The sequence below is a fragment of the Cryocola sp. 340MFSha3.1 genome, from assembly GCF_000383315.1.
Taxonomy (GTDB): Bacteria; Actinomycetota; Actinomycetes; order Actinomycetales; family Microbacteriaceae; genus Leifsonia.
The window spans coordinates 1650327-1667028 of the sequence record NZ_KB911087.1 but is presented as its reverse complement, the minus strand read 5'-3'; the positions used below and the strand labels follow the sequence as shown (position 1 = coordinate 1667028).

At 69.2% G+C, this 16702-nt stretch carries 14 protein-coding genes; all 14 read left to right on the top strand.

Annotation, left to right across the window (positions count from 1 at the left end):
- The first annotated feature begins 31 nt into the window (after positions 1–31).
- The 14 genes from H284_RS0107910 to H284_RS0107845 all read left to right on the top strand — a co-directional run bounded on the left by H284_RS0107910 (position 32) and on the right by H284_RS0107845 (position 16696).
- A complete protein-coding gene (locus H284_RS0107910) occupies positions 32–634 on the top strand; it encodes a TetR/AcrR family transcriptional regulator (protein ID WP_018189545.1) in 603 nt (200 codons plus the stop codon).
- A 112-nt stretch (positions 635–746) separates the two neighbouring features.
- Complete coding sequence (locus H284_RS0107905) at positions 747–3584, top strand: discoidin domain-containing protein (RefSeq protein ID WP_231371116.1); 2838 nt, start codon at positions 747–749, stop codon at positions 3582–3584.
- A 97-nt stretch (positions 3585–3681) separates the two neighbouring features.
- Complete coding sequence (locus H284_RS0107900; protein ID WP_020075809.1) at positions 3682–5058, top strand: GH1 family beta-glucosidase; 1377 nt, start codon at positions 3682–3684, stop codon at positions 5056–5058.
- Positions 5059–5116: 58 nt separating this feature from the next.
- Positions 5117–6364 (top strand): extracellular solute-binding protein, encoded by a 1248-nt coding sequence (locus H284_RS0107895; RefSeq protein ID WP_286132270.1) that lies wholly within the window; start codon positions 5117–5119, stop codon positions 6362–6364.
- Between the two features lie 53 nt (positions 6365–6417).
- On the top strand, positions 6418–7296 hold the full coding sequence (locus H284_RS0107890; RefSeq protein WP_018189549.1) for a carbohydrate ABC transporter permease: 879 nt from the start codon (positions 6418–6420) through the stop codon (positions 7294–7296).
- Positions 7283–8194, top strand: a complete 912-nt coding sequence (locus tag H284_RS0107885) for a carbohydrate ABC transporter permease (protein ID WP_020075807.1) — start codon at positions 7283–7285, stop codon at positions 8192–8194. The genes H284_RS0107890 and H284_RS0107885 overlap by 14 nt, the downstream gene beginning before the upstream one ends.
- A 25-nt stretch (positions 8195–8219) precedes the next feature.
- Positions 8220–9662 (top strand): glycoside hydrolase family 5 protein, encoded by a 1443-nt coding sequence (locus H284_RS0107880; protein ID WP_020075806.1) that lies wholly within the window; start codon positions 8220–8222, stop codon positions 9660–9662.
- Between the two features lie 17 nt (positions 9663–9679).
- Positions 9680–10912, top strand: a complete 1233-nt coding sequence (locus tag H284_RS0107875) for an ROK family transcriptional regulator (RefSeq protein WP_020075805.1) — start codon at positions 9680–9682, stop codon at positions 10910–10912.
- Between the two features lie 166 nt (positions 10913–11078).
- On the top strand, positions 11079–12035 hold the full coding sequence (locus H284_RS0107870; RefSeq protein ID WP_020075804.1) for an ABC transporter permease: 957 nt from the start codon (positions 11079–11081) through the stop codon (positions 12033–12035).
- A complete protein-coding gene (locus tag H284_RS0107865) occupies positions 12035–12862 on the top strand; it encodes an ABC transporter permease (protein ID WP_018189554.1) in 828 nt (275 codons plus the stop codon). The genes H284_RS0107870 and H284_RS0107865 overlap by 1 nt, the downstream gene beginning before the upstream one ends.
- Positions 12863–12899: 37 nt before the next feature.
- A complete protein-coding gene (locus tag H284_RS0107860; RefSeq protein ID WP_020075803.1) occupies positions 12900–13964 on the top strand; it encodes an ABC transporter substrate-binding protein in 1065 nt (354 codons plus the stop codon).
- Between the two features lie 46 nt (positions 13965–14010).
- Entirely contained in the window at positions 14011–15162 is a 1152-nt protein-coding gene (locus H284_RS0107855) for an ABC transporter ATP-binding protein (RefSeq protein ID WP_020075802.1), read from the top strand.
- 39 nt (positions 15163–15201) lie between these two features.
- Positions 15202–15996 (top strand): carbon-nitrogen hydrolase family protein, encoded by a 795-nt coding sequence (locus tag H284_RS0107850; RefSeq protein WP_020075801.1) that lies wholly within the window; start codon positions 15202–15204, stop codon positions 15994–15996.
- 31 nt (positions 15997–16027) lie between these two features.
- The gene (locus H284_RS0107845) at positions 16028–16696 is read left to right on the top strand and encodes an RraA family protein (RefSeq protein WP_020075800.1); all 669 of its coding nucleotides are present in this window, start codon (positions 16028–16030) and stop codon (positions 16694–16696) included.
- Positions 16697–16702: the final 6 nt, after the last annotated feature.

The following is a 16702-nucleotide window of genomic DNA, read 5'->3' as shown; positions in this document are numbered from 1 at the left end:
TTTTCCAGCTCAGTACAGAAAGGGGTCGCAGATGACGGCGACGCGTGGGCGTCCCCGGGGATTCGACACTGATGACGCGCTCGACCGCGCGATCGAGGTGTTCTGGCGCCAGGGGTATGAGGGGACGACGCTCGACGATCTGACGGATGCCATGGGCATCAAACGGCCCAGCCTCTATGCGGCCTTCGGCAACAAGGAGGCCACGTTCCGTCGCGCGGTCGAGCGCTACTCCGCGGTGGACATGGCGTACGTCTCCGAGGCGCTGGCCCAGCCGACGGCACGGGCCGTCGCCGAGCACTACCTCCGCAGCAACGTCGTGGCGATCACCCGGCCCGGCAAGCCGGCGGGGTGCCTCTCGGTGCAGGGCGGCCTCGCGGGTAGTCCGGAGGACGAACGGATCGTGCGCTTCCTCGCCGACAGCAGGGCAGCAGGCGAGCGCAGGTTCGCCGAGCGTTTCCGGCGCGCGCGGTCGGAGGGCGACCTTCCGCCGGGGGAGAGTCCGACCGAGCTCGCGCGCTACCTCTCGACCGTGAGCGCCGGCCTCGCAGTGCAGGCGGCCGCGGGCGCATCCCGCCGCGCACTGATGGCGGTCGCGGAGCGCGCGCTCCGGGCCTTTCCGGGCGGCTCGGCGTGACACCGCCGCTTAGGGTTTGGCTTAATTTAAGCTCTTGACAAAGTGGCACGATCCTCGCGATGCTACGTGCGACGGAACGACCAGACGTTCCGCGTACCGATCAAGGAGGATCGTGAAACGATACGTAGTGGCCGCGCTGGTGACAGCCGCGGCCGTGGCGGCGACAGCCGTCCTGCCCGTCACCGCGGCCAACGCCGCGGCTCTCACCGCCACCGACTTCCTGAAGGCCAACGGGAACGTCCTGAAGAAGGCGTCGGGGACCGGATCCACCGTCAATCTCCGCGGGACGAACATCGGCGGCTGGCTCACGCAAGAGGACTGGATGTCGCCGCTCGGCGAGTTCGCGGCCGACCGGAGCGGATGGACCGTGACCGCGTCGGCCGGCACCGCCGCGAACGCCCTGGACGGCTCCGGCACCAGCCGCTGGACGACCGGGACCAACCAGGCCGGCGGGGAGTGGATCCGGCTCGACCTGGGCGCCAACACGCTCTTCAACCGGCTCACCGTCGACAACACGGCCAACGCCGGCCAGTGGCCGCGCGCCCTGAACATCGAGACGTCCACCAACGGCACCACCTGGACGAGCGTCGCGACCCAGGCGGGGACGGACGGCCTGACCACCGTCAAGTTCACCCCGCAGGTCGCCCGGTACGTGCGCGCCACGCAGACCGGCACGGCGGCGACGCCGTGGTCGGTCGGGGAGATCAACCTCTATAGCGACCCGGTGCTCTTCAACGGCACGCACACCGCCACCGCCTCCGTGAGCGCGCCCGGCACCACCGCGCAGATGGTCCTCGACGGGAACACCTCGACGGTGTGGCAGACGGGAGCCGCGCAGGCGCCCGGCCAGAGCCTCACGATCGACCTCGGCCGCAACGTCGACATGGACAAGGTGCTCTTCGACGCCGGCGCGGCCACGGCCAACGACTACCCGCGCATCTACGACGTGTTCACGTCCTACGACAACACCACCTGGACCCAGGTGGCGAGTGGATACGGCTCGAACCGGGTCACGCAGGCGGACTTCCAGGGCAGCAAGAACGGCCGCTACCTCCGGATCGTCTCGAACGGGACGTCCACGCAATGGTGGTCGGTGGCGGAGGTCGCGATCTCGAGCGGCACCTCCCTCGACCGCGGCGGCTGGTCCGTCGTCTCCTCGGTCGGCGCGACCCCGGCCGCCATGCTCGACGGCAACACCGGGACCCGCTGGACGACCGGGGCGGCCCAGACGCCCGGGCAGACCGTGACCGTCGACATGGGCGCGCTCGTCACGCTCAACAATGTGACGACGGACACGGCGAAGAACACCACCGATGAGGACGACTGGATGCGCGGCTACAGCCTCCAGCTGTCGCGAGACGGCTCCTCCTGGAGCACCGTCGCCTCCGGCGTCGGAACGCGGAAGGCCACCACGATCGGGTTCACGGCCCAGGCCGCGCGCTACGTGCGCCTGACGCAGACCGGGTCGGCGGGCAACTGGTGGTCGATCGGCGAGCTCACGGCGGGCCTCTACAACGACGACTACTCGCTGACGAACACGATGACCTCGCGGTTCGGCACGGCGACGACGGCCTCGGTGGTCGGCACCCATCAGGACACCTGGTTCACCGCGACCGATCTGGACAACATCCAGGCCACCGGGATGAACTTCATCCGCGTGCCCATCGGCTGGAACGTGTTCCTCAACCTCGACGGCACGTGGAAGTCGAACCCGTGGACGAAGATCGACTGGGTCGTCAGCCAGGCCGCCTCCCGTGGCATCTACACGCTCATCGACCTGCACACGGTGCCGGGCGGAGGCTGCCCGTGGGGCTCCTGCGGCCGCATCGGTCCGAACCCGAACGGGTTCTGGGGCAGTGCCACCTACCAGAACTGGGTCGAGGACATCTGGAAGAAGATCGCGACCCGCTACAACGGCAACCCCGCCGTCGCGGGATACGACCTCATCAACGAGCCGCTGATCGACTACGGCGAGGACACGGACGACGTGGCCCAGAAGAGCGCGTACTACGACCGCCTCTACGACGCCGTCCGGGCGATCGACGCCGACCACACGATCTTCCTCGGGGCGTTCTTCGGCCTCGACAAGATCGCGCCGCCGTCGACGTACGGCTGGACCAATGTGGCCTACGAGTACCACCCGTACGACATGCCGAACTCGAAGGACTGGACGGCGCAGAACCAGCTCGTGACGAACGAGCTGGGCGGCCTCGCGGCCAAGCTCTCCAACCCCGGGGTTCCGATCCTCTATGGCGAGTACTCGCTGTACTACAACGACGACGTCTGGGCCCGGTTCATGGCCGGTCTGAACGCGTCGAGCGTCTCGTGGTCGAACTGGTCGTACAAGGTCAAAGGCTCTGCCGACGACGGCTTCGCCTACTGGGGTCTCTACTACGACAACCGCAAGCCGGTCCCGGTGATCAACAGCGACGACGCCGCCACGTTCCAGTCGAAGCTGGCCCAGTTCGGAACGTCGAACTTCACCCAGAACACCCGGTTCGTCGGCACGATCGCCAAGTACGCGGGTGGCCTGTCCACCTTCTCGCCGACGGCGATCAGTCACACCGGGTGGACGGCGACCGCCTCCACGACCGCGGCGGGCTCGTCCGCGGCCTCCGGGATCGACGGCGCCAACGGCACGTCGTGGCAGAGCGGGCAGGCGATGGCCGGCGGTGAGTGGTACCGGATCGACATGGGCGCGAACCGCACGGTCGCCATGGTGACCGTGCAGACCGCGAGCGGTTCGAAGTGGGACTACCCGCGCGGTTTCACGGTGGAGACGTCTCTCGACGGCTCCACCTGGTCGACCGCCGCCACCGGAATCGCGTACGGCTGGAAGCGGCCGATCTCGATCGCACCGACCACCGCGCGCTACATCCGGATCACCCAGACCGGCGCCGCGCCGCAGTGGTGGACCATCGACGAGGTGACCGTCTACTCGTCGTACTGAGAACACGGGGACAAGAGGCCGGCCTGCGGGCCGGCCTCTTGCATCCCTGCTGATCCATGCCTTATTCTAAGACCTAGAGAAAGAACGAAGGAGTTCCATGACTCTCACCGACCCGAGCGGCCTCCCGGTCGACTTCCCCCCGGACTTCCTCTGGGGCGTCGCCACCGCGGCCTATCAGATCGAGGGCGCAGCGGCCGAGGGCGGACGCGGCCCGAGCATCTGGGACACCTTCAGCCACACGCCCGGCCTCACACATCGCGGAGACACGGGTGACATCGCCTGCGACCACTATCACCGGCTCGACGCCGACCTCGACCTGATCGCGTCGCTCGGCCTCACCGCGTACCGGTTCTCGCTCTCCTGGTCGCGACTCCAGCCGAGCGGGCGCGGCCCGCTCAACCCGGAGGGCGTCGCCTTCTACCGGCGGATGCTGACGGGGCTCGCCGAGCGCGGCATCCGGCCCTTCGTGACCCTCTACCACTGGGATCTGCCGCAGCCGCTGGAGGATCTCGGCGGCTGGCCGGAGCGGGAGACCGCGCTGCGCTTCGAGGAGTTCACCGCCCGCGTCGCCGACTCGCTGGGCGACCTCGCGCAGGACTGGATCACCCTCAACGAGCCGTGGTGCTCCGCCTTCCTCGGTTACGGCTACGGAGCACACGCGCCGGGCCGGCGCGACCTCCGGCTCGCCACCGCTGCCGCACACCACCTCAACCTCGCGCACGGGCTGGCCCTGCGCGCTCTGCGCTCCGCTCTGCCCGGTGCGCGGGTCGGCGTGACGGACATCGTCACCGACATCGTCGCGGGGGAGGGGCCGGACGACGCCGCTGCCGCGGACCGCCTCGACGCCGTGAGCAACCGGGTGTTCCTCGACCCGGTGTACCGCGGGGAGTACGGGGCCGGCGTGCACGCCCTCCTCGATCCTCACGGGCTCGCGGACCTCATCCACGACGGCGACCTCGCGCTCATCTCGGCACCCGTCGACTTCGTCGGCCTCAACCACTACCAGCGTGTGATCGCCACGGCCGACCCGGCCGCCCCGTTCGGCGTGCGCGAGACCCCCGCGCAGCCGGCGACCACATCGTTCGGCTGGTCCGTGATCCCGGACTCGCTGCACGCCGTGCTGCTCCGCATCTCCCGCGAGTACTCCGGCCTGCCGGTCTACATCACCGAGAGCGGCGCCAGCTTCGACGACTACGTCGACCCGGAAGGCGGTGTGGACGACACGGAACGCGTCGCCTACCTCGCCGGCTACTTCGCCGCCGCATCCCGGGCTATCGCATCCGGCGTCGATCTGCGCGGCTACTTCGTCTGGTCCCTGCTCGACAACTTCGAGTGGGCGGAGGGCTACTCCAAACGGTTCGGCATCGTCTACGTCGACTACCGCACCCAGGAGCGCATCCCCAAGCTCAGCGCCCGCTGGTACCGCGACCTCGTGTCGCAGCACGCCCGTCTCACCACCGCCGACCTCCCATAGCCGGCATCCACCACCCGCACCCACCTGCACACCCCTGCACACCCGAAAGGAAATCTCGATGAAGAGAATGCGCTGGCTCGCCCTGGGCACCGCCGCCCTGGCCGCCGCCACCCTCGCCGGCTGCTCCTCCTCCGGCTCGTCCGGCGACGCGACCGCCGGAAAGGACCTGACCGTCTGGGTCATGGGAGACAGCTCCGCCCACTTCGACGCGCTCGTGAAGCCGTTCGAGGAGAAGAGCGGGATCGACGTCAAGACCGTCGCGATCCCGTGGGACAACGTCGACCAGAAGTTCACGACGGCCGTCGCCTCCGGAGACGGACCGGACGTCGTCCAGATCGGTCTCTCCAAGCTGCGCACCTACGCCGACAGCGGCGCGCTGATGACCCTGGACGACGCCACCCTCGGCGACTACCCGAACCTCGCCGCATCCAACTTCGTCGAGGGCGTCGCCGGCGATGCCACCGCCATCGGAGGGAAGGTCGTCTCGGTGCCCTGGGTGTCGGACACCCGCGTGCTGTTCTACCGCAGCGACATCCTCGGCGCCGCGGGAATCGACACTCCTCCGGCCACCTGGGACGAACTGCGCGCCGACGCGAAGAAGCTCACCGCGCGCGGCAACGGCTCGTACGGCTACTACATCCCGCAGTGGGACAGCGCCCTCCCCGTCATCATGACGTGGGACCAGGGCGGCGAGATCGTGAACTCGAAGGGCACCATCGACTTCGACTCGCCCGAGTTCGAGAAGGCGGTCGACCTCTACACCGGCCTCTACGCCGACAAGAGCGTTCCCACCAACAGCGACTTCGACCAGACCCAGGGGTTCGTGACCGGCACGACGCCCATGCTGGTGAGCGGACCGTACCTGGCCGCGGCGATCTCGCAGGCGGCTCCCGAGCTCGCCGGCAAGTGGAACGTGACGACGGTCCCGGCGGCCGAGAAGGACACGTCCCTCCTCGCCGGCTCCAACCTCGGCGTCTGGGGCTCCACCAAGAACAAGGCGGGTGCCCTTCAGCTGCTCGACTACCTCTCCCAGCCCGACGTGCAGGTGAAGTGGTACGAGTCCGACGGGCAGCTCCCGACGGTCACGAAGGCGCTGGAGGACGAGAAGCTCTCCGCCGACCCGATGGTCGCGGTCTACACGAAGCAGCTCGCCTCGTCGCGGCTGCTGCCCCTCGTCCCGAACTGGGACGGTGAGACCGGCAAGGCCCTGCTCGACTCGCTGAACTCCATCGTGCTGACCGGCGCGAATCGCGACGAGACGCTGAAGAACCTGTTCACCACCACTAGCGGAACGTCCGCGAAATGAGACCCGGCGGTGCGCGGTGGCCCCGGTCGCCGCGCACCGTCGACCATGAGGCCATGAAGACCCGACTCGTTCCCTACACGTTCGTCGCCCCGGCGATGCTGCTCCTGATCGCGTTCGGCATCCTGCCGATCGCCGTCGCCCTCCTCGTCAGCTTCACCGACATGAACCTCGCCGGACTCGGCAACTGGTCGCGCATCCAGTTCGTCGGAGGCGACAACTACGCGGCCCTGTTCGCCGATCCCGCCTTCTGGCAGGCGCTGGGGAACACCGCGCTGTTCGCCTTCATCGGCGTGCCCAGTGTGATCGTGCTCTCGCTCCTCATCGCGCTCGCCCTCAACCGGTCGCAGGGGCGGTTCTTCCGTGCGCTGCGCTCCTTCTACTTCGTCCCGGCCATCACGGCCATCGTCGCCGTCGCGCTCGTGTGGGGGTATCTCTACAACACGCAGTTCGGCCTCTTCAACTACCTGCTGTCGCTGGTGGGGCTGCCGCCGGTGCCCTGGCTCTCCGACCCGACGGTCGTCAAGTTCTCGGTCGTGCTCGTCGCCGTCTGGCGGGGGCTCGGCCTCAACGTGATCATCTTCCTCGCCGCCCTGCAGGGCGTGCCGAAGGAGTATCTGGAGGCCGCATCGATCGACGGCGCCTCTGGCGCGCGCCGCACCTGGTCGATCGTGATCCCACTGCTGCGGTTCGCGATCTTCTTCGTGACCATCACGACGGTGATCGCCTGGCTCCAGTTCTTCGACGAGCCGTTCGTGCTCACCAAGGGCGGCCCGCTCGGCGCCTCCACCTCCATCTCGCTCTTCCTGTACCAGAAGGGCTTCTCGTCGAGCCAGTTCGGCTACGCCAGCGCCGGCTCGGTCGTCCTCGTCGCGATCATCGCGATCATCACCGTCGTCCAGCTGCGCCTGAGGAGATCCGATGTCGACTACTGAGCTGCTCGCCCGCGGAAGCCGCCGGCTCGTCACCGACGGGCCCGACGACGACGAGCCCGCGGCCGCGCCCCGTCGCCGCGTGCGCCGCGGCCGCGTCGGCACCGTGATCGTCGGCGCGCTGCTCGCCATCGGCGCGCTGGCGACCGCGTTCCCCTTCCTCTGGATGGTGTTCGCGTCGGTCAAGCCGCGCAGCGAATCCGTCGCCTACCCGCCCCAGCTGCTGCCGAAGGAGCCCACTTTCCAGTACTTCGTCCAGCTCTTCACCGAGCTCGACTTCGGCCGGTACCTCCTGAACACGCTGATCATCGTGGTCATCTGCATGGCGGGCCTTCTGCTCATGGCCGCGGCCGGCTACGGGTTCGCGAAGTTCCGCTTCCCCGGACGCGACGCCCTGTTCTTCCTCGTGCTGGTGACCATGATGATCCCGGGCCAGGTCACGATGATCCCGAGCTACCTCATCCTCAACGGGATGAAACTGACGAACACCCTGGTCGGCATCGCCCTGCCGATGCTCGTCTCGGGCTTCGCGGTCTTCCTCTTCCGGCAGTTCATGGCGACCATCCCTACCGAGATCGTCGAGGCGGCCCGGATGGACGGGGCGGGGGAGTGGCGGATCTTCTTCCGCATCATCCTGCCGATGTCCGGCCCCATCCTCGCGGTGCAGGTGGTTCTCACCTTCATCGCCGGCTGGAACAGCTTCCTCTGGCCGCTGATCATCGCCAACGACCAGAACCTCTACACGCTCTCCGTCGGGCTCTCGCTGCTCAACCAGCAGATCGCCACCAACCCGTCGCTGCAGATGGCCGCCTCCACGCTGATGGTCGTTCCGATCCTGATCGTCTTCGTCGTCTTCCAGCGCTACGTGGTGCAGGGCTTCGCCCTCTCCGGACTCAAGTGACCCACCCGAACCGATGAGGAACACCATGGACTCTTCCCTCCGCCCCCGCCCGGCCGGCTTCGTGCGCGCCGAGGGGACCCAGCTGGTCGACGACTCCGGCCCCCTCCTGCTCCGCGGGGTGGGGCTCGGCAACTGGCTGCTGGCCGAGGGGTACATGTGGCGGTTCGGCGACGAGATGTCCTCCCCGCGTCAGATCGAGGCGCGCATCGAAGCGCTGGTCGGCACCGAGCGGGCGGAGGCGTTCTGGCGACGCTTCCGGGACTCGTTCGTGACGGAGCGGGACTTCGCGCTCATCGCCGAGCGGGGGTTCGACCACGTCCGACTCCCGATCAACGCCCGCGGCGTGATGGACGACGACGCCGGACTCCTGGAGGAGGGCTTCGAGCTGATCGAGCGCGCGGTGCGCTGGAGCGAGCAGCACGGCCTGCGCATCCTGCTCGACCTGCACGGGGCGCCCGGCGGTCAGACCGGCACCAACATCGACGACTCGCCGAACGGCCTGCCCGAGCTGTTCATGTCGCCCCGCTACCGCGCGCAGACCGTGGAGCTGTGGCGTGAGCTCGCGCGTCGGTATCGCGACCGGGAGGCGGTGCTCGGCTACGACCTCCTCAACGAGCCGCTCCCGAACGAGTGGCAGCACCGCTACAACGACGAGCTCATCGACCTCTACCGCGAGCTGACGGCGGCGATCCGTGCGATCGACGACCGGCACCTGCTGATGTACGAGGGGAGCCACTGGGCCACCAACCCGGAGCCCGTGCGCCAGCGCTTCGACGACAATCAGGCAGTCCAGTTCCACCGCTACTGGTGCCCGCCCGACGAGACCAGCATCGCCGACTTCCTGCAGCTGCGGAGCGAGCTCGGCGTCCCGATCTACATGGGCGAGGGCGGGGAGAACACCCCCGGCTGGATCTACGCGGCCACCCGGTTGTACGAGCGGCACGGCATCGGCTGGAACTTCTGGCCGTGGAAGAAGCTCGACACGCTCACGTCTCCGCTGTCCGTCCGGCCACCCGAGGGATGGGACCGGATCGCCGACCCGGCCGAGCATCCCGAACCCGAGGAGGCCGCGCGCATCCTCGATGCGTTCCTCGCGGCTGTGCCTGCGGACCGCTGCGACGTGCGCACACCGGTGCTGGACGCGCTCTTCGCCCGTCCCGACCTGCACCTCCCGGCCTGGACCGGGGTCCGGGACGCGGCCGAGACGCCCATCGACGACCTCACTCCGTCCGTGGTGCCGGACGGCATCTGGCATCACACCGCCGGGCGCCCGTACGCCCACGACGAGTACGTGCCGGTGGAGTTGCATCCCGGCTCCCGGCTCTCCTTCGGGTTCTCGGCACCGCCGAGATCGTGGACCGTGGACGCCGACCGGCCGCACGCCGTCACCGCCAGCTGGGACGACGGCGCGCTCACCCTCGCGGTCGCCGAGCGCGTGCTGGTGCGCAGACTCGAGGTCAGCGTATGACGGGATATCGTCGAGCCATGAGCGCACAGTCACGGCCCGCGGCACCCGGCATCCGGGAGTCCGCCACCGTGACGTCGCTGCGCCATCAGAACCGTGCCGCCGCGCTGCGGTTCGTGCTGCAGCAGCGCGAGACCACGCGTGCCGAACTGGCCCGTCGGTGCGGCTTCTCCTCGGCCTCGGCCGCGAACATCACCGCAGAGCTCATCGAAGACGGCCTGATCGCCGAGGTCGGCTCTGTCGCATCCCGGGGCGGGCGCCCCATCTCGCTCCTCGCACCGCGCGCCGACGGCGCGTACGCCATCGGGGTGGACGTGGGAGAGCGTGGCGTCGCCGTCGAGCTGTTCGACCTCTCACTGACGATGGTCGACCGGGAGTTCCGCGGCGGCCGGCGGGAGGAGTCGCCCGACGACATCCACCGCGACCTCAGCGAGGCGATCGCCGAGCTGCGGGAGCGCAACCGCGAGCGCTGGCCGCGCGTCCTCGGCATCGGGCTGGGCCTTCCCGGCGTGGTGGAGACGGAGGCCGACGGCACCCAGGTGCTCTACGCCCAGAGCCTGAGCTGGGCGCCCCGGCCGATCCCGCTCGACCTCGACCCCGACCTCCCCGTCTACGCGGAGAACGGGGCCAAGACGCAGGCGCGAGCCGAGCTCTGGTACGGCGCGGCGCGGGGCATCGACCATGCCGTCGTCGCTCTCCTCGGCCGTGGCGTCGGTCTCGGCGTGATCACGGACGGCGAGCTGGCGCACGGCGCACATAGCAGCGCCGGCGAGTGGGGCCACACCAAGATCCGCTACGGCGGCGCGCTCTGCCGGTGCGGTCAGCTCGGCTGCGTGGAGGCGTACCTCGGCGCCGACGCCATCCTCGAGGCGTGGCGCGCCCGCGGCGGCTCCTTCGACGGCAGCGGCTGGCAGGCTCTCGGCGCGCTTCTGGCGGCGGCGGCCTCCTCGGACCCGGACGCGACGGCCGTGCTGGACGACACGATCGACGCGCTCGGAGCCGCACTCGGCAGCGTGGTGAACCTGACCAACCCGCAGCGCGTGGTCATCGGCGGCTGGGTCGGGATGCGCCTGATGGAGCAGCATGCGGACCAGATCGCGGCGGCGGTGCGCCGGAACTGCCTGGACCGCCTCGGCGCCCAGTTCGAGCTCGTGCCGGCGACCTTCGGCGGCGACACGGTCGCCCTCGGCTCCGCGCTCATGCCGATCACGGCGCTGATCGACACTCCGCGGGCGGAGCTCTTCGCGAGCTGAGCGCCTCCTCCGGCTGCCAGGCGCCGGCGACGGCTGCGATATGCGAAAGCATGTAACGGGGACGCCACTGATCTCGCAGCACCCTCCTGTATCGAGCAGGTGAACGGGACACCAACAATGGATCAACCCCGCTCACGCCGCTGAGATGCCACGAAGGAGGAGCGCAGTGACGACCACCGACACCTTCGTCCCCGCCGACGACGACACACTCGACGTCGCGACTCCCGCGGACGCGCCGAGCGCGGGACCACGCTCCCGCCGCCTGCGGGGCTCGGGTCGTCGGACCGCGACAGGCCTCCTCCTGCTCGCCCCCGCGATCGTCGCGGTGCTCGGCCTCGCCATCATCCCGATCGTCATCGTCGCCCGCAACTCGTTCGCCGAGAGCAACCTGTACGGCGGGATCACCGGCGGATTCACCTGGGCGAACTACGCGCAGCTGGTCGATCCGGCCTACGCCAAAGTGCTCGGATACAGCCTCGGGATGGCCGCGATCAACACCGTCGTGTGCCTGGTGATCGGCTACATCGTCTCGTACTACATCGTCTCGCGGCCGCCGCAGCGCCAGTCCCTGCTCCTGCTGCTCATCATCGTGCCGTTCTGGACGGACTTCCTGGTGCGCACGTTCGCCTGGATCTCGGTGCTCGGCCGCGGCGGTCCCGTCTACGGCGTGCTCGGAGCGCTGGGCGTCGACACGGGGAGCCTCTCGCTCATCCCGAGCCAGGGCGCCGTGGTCATGGGGCTGCTGTACGCGTTCCTCCCGACGGCGATCTTCCCGATCTACGCCAGCATGCGGGCGATCGACCCCTCGGTGAAAGAGGCAGCGGCCGACCTGGGCTGCGGGTGGTGGCAGACCCACCTGCGCGTGCTGATCCCGCTCAGCAGCACCGGGATCGTCGCCGCGGCGATGCTCACGTTCGTCCCCACCCTGGGCGTCTTCGTCATCCCCGTGCTCCTCGGCGGCGGCAAGGACCAGCTCGTCGGGAACCTGATCGTCACCCTCTACACGGAGTTCCGCAACCAGCCGATGGGCGCGGCGGTCTCCATGGTGCTCCTCGTGCTGATGCTGCTCGCCATGGTGGTCGCCGGTCTCATCGCGCGACGCGGACGGAAGAAGGTCGCCTGATGGATCGCGTCACCTCCTGGATCGCCCGCATCGTCCTGGTGTTCCTCTACATCCCGATCGTCGCCGTGATCGTGTACTCGTTCAACTCGGCGTCCGGCGGGTACCAGTGGAAGGGATTCACCCTCCAGTGGTACGGCCAGCTCTTCAGCGACGGCGCCCTGCTCCAGACCCTCCTCATCAGCGTGATCGTCGGCGTCCTCGCCGCATCCGTCGCCACCGTGATCGGCCTGCTCGCCGCCATCGGGATGGTGCGCTTCCCGTTCCGCGGGTCGGCCGCGATCCTCGGCGCGATCGCCCTTCCGCTGATCGTGCCCGAGATCGTGCTCGGCGTCGCCCTGCTCAGCGTCTTCAGCTTCCTCCACATCCCGCTCGGCATCCTCACGCTGGTCCTCGGCCACATGATCATCACACTGCCGCTGACCACGCTCATTCTGATCGGCGCCTTCCGCACCCTCGACCCGAGCCTCATCGAGGCCGCCGCCGACCTGGGCTGCACGCCGTGGCGCACCTTCACGCGGGTCCTCTTCCCGCTTCTGCGCTCCTCGATCCTCGCGTCGTGGCTGCTCGCCTTCACCGTCTCGCTCGGCAACATCGTGATCTCCACCTTCGTCAGCGGAGTGGGATCCACGACCATGCCGCTGCGCGTCTACTCGCTGCTCAAGTCCGGACTCACCCCGGAGCTGAACGCGCTCGGGACGCTCCTGATCGTGCTCACGTTCGTGGTCGTCCTCTCCGTCGGCATCCAACAGATGCGACGCATCCTCGCGAGCCCATCCGGCGCCGCCGCACCACCCGACACCAGCACCACCTCCATCCGCACCCGCTAGCCCCCACCCCCGCACCCCCCAGAACGGGAGAACCCTCATGAAGCGCACCTCCGCCCTCATCGCGGTCGCCGCGGTCGCAGCCCTCGGCCTCACCGCCTGCTCGTCCGGCTCCGGCGGCTCGTCCTCGGCGCCCTCCACCCAGCTCAACATCTACGCGTGGGCCGACGAGATCCCGAAGTCCGTGATCTCGGCCTTCGAGAAGAAGACCGGCATCAAGGTCACCATCGACACCTTCGACGCCAACGAGACGATGATCTCCAAGCTCGCGGCCGGCGGATCCGGTTACGACATCGTGGAGCCCAGCCAGTACGCGGTGCAGCAGCTGGTCGGCCAGGAGCTGATCGAGAAGCTGGACCACTCCAAGATCACCGGGCTCGACAACCTCGGCAAGAAGTTCGCCGACCCCAGCTACGACAAGGGCAACGAGTACAGCGTCCCGTGGATCTGGGGCACCACCGGGCTCGCTTACAACCAGGCGTGCACCGGAAAGGCCGTGGACAGCTGGGACGCCCTGTGGGACCCGGCGTACAAGGGCAAGATCTACATGCTCGACAACATGCTGAGCGCATACATCCCTGCCCTGCAGTACAAGGGCCTCAAGGCGACGACCACCAGTGAGAAGGACATCGAGAAGGGCACCCAGGCGCTGCTCGACCAGAAGCCCCTGCTGGCGGGATACAACTCCTCCAACTACTCCGACCTGCTCGCGTCCGGAGACGCCTGCGTCGCGGAGGCGTACGGCGGCAGCGCGATCGCGAAGGTGACGGCCGCGAACCCCGACGTCAAGTTCGTCATCCCGAAGGAGGGCGGCACCCTGTGGGTCGACGGGTTCTCGATCGCCAAGGACGCCCCGCATGCCGACGCGGCGTACAAGTGGCTCAACTTCACCCTCCAGCCGGAGATCGCGGCCATGGCCACGAACGACGGCGGCAGCGCCTCGGTGAACGAGGCGGCCAAGGCCCACATCACCGACAAGGCGCTCCTCGAGAACGTCGCCGTGTACCCGACGGACGAACAGCTCGCGAGAGCCGAGTTCATCGTCGACCCCGGCAAGGCGCTCGCCTACTTCCAGCAGGGCTGGACGAAGGTCAAGGCTTCCTGAGGCCAGGCCGCCGACACCACACGGACGACACCACGAGGACGACACCATGACCACGCCCGCCAGCCCGACCGTCACCGCCCCGGCACCCGCCGGAGCGGCGGACCGGAAGACTCCGGCCATCCGTCTCACCGGCGTCACGAAGACGTTCGGCAGCACGACCGTCGTGCAGCCCGTCGACCTGACGATCGGGGACAACGAGTTCTTCTCGATCCTCGGTCCGTCGGGATGCGGCAAGACGACGCTGATGCGGATGATCGCCGGCTTCGAGACGCCGACCGGCGGCTCGATCGAGCTGGCGGGCCGGTCGGTGGAGTCGCTCCCCACCCGCAAGCGCGACCTCAACATGCTGTTCCAGAGCTATGCGCTGTTCCCGCACCTCTCGGTGCGCGACAACATCGGCTTCGAGCTGAAGGTGCGCGGTCGCAAGCGCTTCCCCGACCGGGAGGGCGCGGTGGATGCCGCACTCGCCCTGGTGCGGATGGAGCGCTTCGCCGACCGCAAGCCGAACGAGCTGTCCGGCGGCCAGCGGCAGCGCGTCGCGCTGGCTCGCGCCATCGTCTCGCGACCCGCGGTCGTGCTCCTCGACGAGCCCCTCGGCGCCCTCGACCAGCAGCTCCGGAAGGAGATGCAGGTCGAGCTCAAGCGGATGCAGCGAGAGGTCGGGATCACGTTCGTCTACGTGACCCACGACCAGGAGGAGGCGCTGACGATGTCGGACCGCATCGCCGTGATGTCGGAGGGACGCGTCCAGCAGGTGGATGCGCCCCGCGCCATCTACGACCGCCCGGCGAACCGCTTCGTCGCCGGCTTCATCGGCACGTGCAACCTCTTCGATGCCGTCTATCACGGCACTCCGGCCGGGGCCACGGTCGACATCGCCGGCCTCGGAATCGTGCCGGCCCGCACCGACGCGGCCGGACCGGGCGCCGAGGTGACGGTGGCCGTCCGTCCCGAGCGCGTCGCCCTGCGCGCCGGATCGGAGCCGGCGCCGGCCGGCAGCGGCGCGGTCGCGGCGACGCTGCTCGACGCGGTCTTCCTCGGCGACGAGTGGCGCTACATCGTCCGCGCCGAGCAGGGCGCCGAGTTGGTCGTCACGCGGCCGAGCGGCCCCGGCGACGACGCACTGACCCGGCTGGTGCCCGGCGACGCGGTCACGGTCTCCTGGCACGCGGACGACGCCCACATCCTCGCCGCCTGAGCGCGCGAACCCCCGCTCCCCCTCCCCGAAAGGATCACCATGAAGGTCGCAGCAGGCCAGCTCGCGCCGACGACGGACCTGGCCGCCAACCGCCGGACGATCGAGACCCTGGTCGATGAGGCCGCGGCGGACAACGTCGACCTCCTCGTCCTGCCGGAGGAGGCGATGCTCCTCGCGGACGGCGTCGACCTCCCGCTGGGCGACATCGCGCGGGCGGAGTGGGGCGGGTTCGTCGAGTTCGTCTCCGGGCTCGCCAAGCGCACCGGCATGGCCATCATCGCCGCCGGGTACGAGGGCACCGACGGCGACCGCCCCTACAACACCATCGTCGCCATCGACGAGCGCGGCATCGAACGTGCGCGATACCGCAAGCTGCACCTGTACGACGCGTTCGCGTACCGGGAGTCCGACTACGTCACCCCGGGCGACGCGAACCCGGTCGTGGTCGAGCTCGCCGGTGCCTCCGTCGGGCTCGTCAACTGCTACGACCTCCGTTTCCCCGAGCTGACCCGCAACCTCATCGACCAGGGAGCCGACCTCATCTCGGTCTCGGCCGCCTGGGTCTCCGGCGCGATGAAGGAGGACCACTGGCGCACACTCCTGCGCGCCAGGGCCATCGAATCCACAACCTGGGTCGTCGCGGCGGGATCGGCGTCACCGGACTGCATCGGCCAGAGCATGGTCGTCGACCCGTTCGGCATCGTGCGCTCGTCGCTCGGCGGTGAGACGTACGGGTTGGCCGTGTCCACCGTGTCCCAGCGCCGCACGGACGAGGTCCGCGCCGTGCTGCCCGTGCTCGAGAACCGCCGGCTGAACACATCCATCAGCCTCTGACCCCGTCCGCCCCACCTCGCGAGGAACATCCATGCCCGTCACCATCGGCCCCACCCCGTCCGCGCTTCCCCAGGAGCTCCTCGAGAAGCTCGCCCGCGTCTCGTTCCCGACACTCGGCCACTACCTCGAGGAGGGGTTCGCCGACCCGGGGATCGTCCGGCTCGCCGGCACGACGCGCGTGATCGGTCGCGCCGTCACGGTGCGGACGACGGCCACCGATTCGACGATGCTCCACCACGCCGCCGGCCTGGTGGAGGCCGGGGACGTGATCGTCGTCGACACCGGCGGGGACATCCGCCATGCACCCCTCGGCGAGGTCGTCGCCTCCGCGCTCACCTTCCGGGGAGCGACCGGAGCGATCGTCGACGGCGCGGCCACCGACATCGACGAGATCGCGGGACTCGGGCTCCCGGTGTACGGGCGCGGGTTGAGCATGCTCACCACGAAGCTCCACGACATCGACGCCGGGGGACTCAACATCCCCATCGTCTGCGGTGGCGTCGTCGTGCGCCCGGGCGACGTGGTGCTCGCGGACGCGAACGGGGTGCTCTTCGCACCCGCGTCGGTGCTCGAGCAGCTCATCGACACCGCGCTCGAAGACGACGCGGAAGAGCCGGATCTCGTGCAGGCGCTGCGGGACGGCGGACGCCTCGGCGACCTCACGGGCGCCAGCGCGACCATCGCCGGCTTCACGTCCTGAACTCCC